This is a genomic window from Bacillus cereus group sp. BfR-BA-01441 (assembly GCF_022663075.1).
Lineage (GTDB): Bacteria > Bacillota > Bacilli > Bacillales > Bacillaceae_G > Bacillus_A > Bacillus_A cereus.
In genome coordinates this window covers 1-3676 of record NZ_JAKUEU010000169.1, presented here as the reverse complement: position 1 = coordinate 3676, position 3676 = coordinate 1, and the positions used below count along the sequence as shown (strand labels likewise).

Sequence of the window (3676 nt, the reverse complement as noted above, 5' to 3'; positions counted from 1 at the left end):
GTCGATATATTCCAATAATCGCTGATATATTTTTAATTACATTTCACAAAGAAAGCTACCATTCACGGTAGCTTTTACTTTTTCTTCATATCCGATGCTTTTTTTACAATTACGCCACAAGCAATTCGATCCCCTGATTTACCTGTCGGTTGAGTCATACCATCATCAGGGTTTTCTGTAATAATAATAGACGCTCCATCTTTTCTATGAATCGTCGTTTTTCCTTCTTCAAGTGTGATGTGAGGTGCATCGATTTCCGCTTTAATCTTTCCAGAACCATCTGCAACTACGTTCGGTAAATCACCGTTTTCTGCACCCTTCGGATTAAGAAGACCATGTTTTTTATCATCTGGATTAAAATGATTTCCGGATGATTCAAAACGAGGTGCCTTACACTCTCCGATTTCATGTACATGTAGTCCGTGCGGGCCTGGAGTGAAACCTTCCCCTTTAATCGTAATTTTCACTCCACTTGTTTGCTGCACTACTTTCGCAGTCCCTACTTCATCTCCTGAAGCATTATGTAATTTCACTTCAATTTCTTTCGGCTTTCCTTGGTCACAACCTGCCATCAGAAATAATAAACAACAACTGAAAAAAAGCCGTTTCTTCATTTTATTCCCTCCAAAATATATTCTGCCCTTAGATTGTCCGAGCATAGAGGGAAACATACAAAAATGCATTACTGTTTCTTTTCAGCTAATAGTTTTTCTTCAACTTTCTGCAATCGCTCTGCTTCTCTTTTTGATACACGAATAAACATGCGCCACGTGGCAATAGCACCGATAATAAATAGAACGCAAACAATCCCTGGAATAATATATTCTGTTTTATCTTCCGGAAAATATAAAGGCATCATATAGAACACTCCTTATTATAGGATTTATAAAACATCAGAATTTTCTGTTATATCATTTTAAATTATAGTGGAACCTATCCATATTCTCAAGGGGCGTTCTGAAAGCAAATGATTTCTTTGACTCCTTCTCCTACTTTCCTTACTATAAACTTGAGGTGAAAAATATGAGAGAAACATTTGAAATTGGCGAAATCGTTACTGGTATTTATAAAACAGGAAAATACATCGGCGAAGTTACAAATAGCCGCCCTGGCAGTTACGTCTTAAAAGTATTAGCTGTTTTAAAACATCCAGTGCAAGGTGACTTACATAACGTAAAACAAGCTGACGTACCATTTTTCCATGAAAGACGCGCTTTAGCTTTCCGTGAACAGACGAACATTCCAGAGCAAATGGTGAAAAAATATGAAGGAGAAATTCCGGATTATACCGAGTCACTAAAATTAGCATTAGAAACTCAAATGAATTCATTTTCTGAAGATGATTCACCTTTTGCAGAGCGTAGTCTAGAAACATTACAACAGTTAAAGAAAGACTACAAACTCTAAAAAACAAAACGACCAAATTACATAATGTGCAATTTGGTCGTTACTGTGTGCTCACTTTCTTTAACACTTTTGAAAAATCAACAAGTTCTCCTAATGTTGGAGGTGCTGGCTTTACTAAATACTCTTTATCTTTTTCTACTAGTTTAAAAATATTGTACGTCGTCATCGCATCATCAAGCGCACAATGATGCTTCCCTGTCCCTACTTTTCCATACGCCTCAATTGCTTTCCATAATCCTGTTTGATTTCTTTCTCCAAAAAACTTCTTATACTCAAGCGATAAATCACGACACTGTCCGAAGAATGGAAAAGCTATCCCTGCCATTTCACAATTATGTTTCAGCACTTTCATATCCATATTTCCCCACGTTACAATTGTCGGTTTACATTTCGTTTCGTATTCTGCAAGCTTCTTAACGAGTTCAGGAAATGAAATCCCTTTATCCACGACTTCTTGTTTTATTCCCAAAAACTTCTTACATCGATCCGTTAAAGAAGGAAATGTTTTCGGCCTGACATGTGATGAATACGTATCTTCTACCTTACAGCCAGCAACTGAAACGAGTCCTACCTCAATAATCTCTGGAAAAAATCCTTTCGGTTTCTTTCTATGCTGGGGCATCGTAAACTCAAAGTCTAAAAATAAAAATCGTTGTTCATCCATACGATCCCTTCCTTATCATTTTTGTCATTCCTTTCTATTTGACACTCCTACACGAACAAGCTCGAATGCTAATTCCATTTTAAATATTCAGATTGGATGTATCTTATATATATGTCAAATGCCCACAAATATTTTAAAAAATAAGAAAAAATGACCTATGCAGAAAATATGACAAAATCTCTCCTTTCATTTACATCCGCAGTTTTTCTACTTTATAATGACGTTATGTGTGTTTCATCTAGTTAATATTTGACACACTAAGAAAAATGAATGAAAGGAGATGAGATTTTTGCACGAAACAACGCAAGAACTCGCTAACTGGCAGTATTATTTTGCTATCGCAGTCTTTTTAATTACATATGCCATTATTATTTCTGAAAAAATTAATCGCGCTGTCATCGCACTTCTCGGTGCAGCATTCATGGTAATTGTGGGGGTCGTCGATCTACATAACGCCTTTACGAAACATATTGAATGGGGAACGATTACGCTACTCATCGGTATGATGATTTTGGTGAACATTACGAGTAAATCAGGTGTTTTCCAATACGTTGCCATTAAAGCAGCAAAAGGGGCACAAGGAAATCCAATTAAAATTTTAATTTCCCTTTCCCTACTTACCGCGCTTGGCTCCGCATTTTTAGATAACGTTACAACTGTACTTCTTGTTGTTCCAGTTACTTTATCTATTACGCGCATACTGCAAGTAAATCCTGTTCCTTATTTACTTTCTGAAATTATTTTTTCAAATATTGGAGGAACAGCAACATTAATTGGTGATCCACCTAACATTATGATTGGTTCTGCAAATAAGCATTTAGACTTCAATGCTTTCCTATTAAATCTAGCACCAATCGTAATTATTATTATTGCAGTTACAGCAACAATACTTTACTTCATGTACCGTAAACAATTAATTGCCGATCCTGTACAAGTTAAAAAATTAATGAGCTTAGATGAAAAACAATACATTAAAGATCCAGTATTAATGAAAAAATCTTTAACGGTACTTGGACTTACAATTGTAGGTTTCATGACTCATTCTATTTTCCATATTGATGCCGCTATTATCGCCTTAACTGGTGCTACTGTACTTATGTTAATTGGTGTGAAAGAACATGAAATTGAAGAGGTATTCGCAAGTGTAGAATGGGTAACAATCTTCTTCTTCGCAGGGCTATTCGTACTTGTTGGAGGACTTATCGATATCGGTCTTATCAAAATGTTAGCTCAAAAAGTAATTGGTATAACAGGCGGAGATATTTCTTACGCATCCATCCTTATTTTATGGGTATCTGGTATCGCCTCTGCAACAATTGATAACATCCCATTCGTTGCAACAATGATTCCACTTATTAACGATATGGCAGTTGGGCTAGGCTTATCACCATCTGACGCACAAATCGATGTATTATGGTGGGCATTAGCACTAGGTGCTTGTCTGGGCGGAAACGGAACATTAATCGGAGCTTCTGCTAACGTAATCGTTGCAGGTATCGCGAGCCGCGAAGGACATAAATTTAGTTACATGGACTTCCTAAAAGTCGGTTTCCCAATTATGATCGTTTCATTAATCATTTCTCACATTTATATTTATTTACGCTA

The 3676-nt window shown here is 36.3% G+C and carries 5 protein-coding genes; 2 read left to right on the top strand and 3 right to left on the bottom strand.

Translation table 11 applies throughout. The features are described 5' to 3' along the window. Window positions 1–74 precede the first annotated feature (74 nt). A complete protein-coding gene (gene sodC / locus MR107_RS29405) occupies window positions 75–614 on the bottom strand; it encodes a superoxide dismutase [Cu-Zn] (protein WP_000746520.1) in 540 nt (179 codons plus the stop codon). A 68-nt stretch (window positions 615–682) separates the two neighbouring features. Then, window positions 683–859 (bottom strand): hypothetical protein, encoded by a 177-nt coding sequence (locus MR107_RS29400; protein ID WP_000982757.1) that lies wholly within the window; start codon window positions 857–859, stop codon window positions 683–685. Window positions 860–1023: 164 nt separating this feature from the next. On the opposite strand from MR107_RS29400, the gene kapB reads away from it, so the two are divergent. Continuing rightward, window positions 1024–1407 (top strand): kinase-associated lipoprotein KapB, encoded by a 384-nt coding sequence (kapB, locus tag MR107_RS29395; protein WP_242293099.1) that lies wholly within the window; start codon window positions 1024–1026, stop codon window positions 1405–1407. Between the two features lie 40 nt (window positions 1408–1447). On the opposite strand, the gene kapD is transcribed toward kapB, so the two are convergent. Next, the gene (gene kapD / locus MR107_RS29390) at window positions 1448–2071 is read right to left on the bottom strand and encodes a 3'-5' exonuclease KapD (RefSeq protein ID WP_000344356.1); all 624 of its coding nucleotides are present in this window, start codon (window positions 2069–2071) and stop codon (window positions 1448–1450) included. Between the two features lie 289 nt (window positions 2072–2360). On the opposite strand from kapD, the gene MR107_RS29385 reads away from it, so the two are divergent. Further along, on the top strand, window positions 2361–3676 hold a 1316-nt coding region (locus MR107_RS29385; RefSeq protein WP_242293098.1), incomplete at its 3' end, for an ArsB/NhaD family transporter.

Excerpts from the sequence above, each read along its gene's own strand:
- sodC (WP_000746520.1), bottom strand. The coding sequence starts at position 614 with ATGAAGAAACGGCTTTTTTTCAGTTGTTGTTTATTATTTCTGATGGCA.
- MR107_RS29400 (WP_000982757.1), bottom strand. The coding sequence starts at position 859 with ATGATGCCTTTATATTTTCCGGAAGATAAAACAGAATATATTATTCCA.
- kapB (WP_242293099.1), top strand. The coding sequence starts at position 1,024 with ATGAGAGAAACATTTGAAATTGGCGAAATCGTTACTGGTATTTATAAA.
- kapD (WP_000344356.1), bottom strand. The coding sequence starts at position 2,071 with ATGGATGAACAACGATTTTTATTTTTAGACTTTGAGTTTACGATGCCC.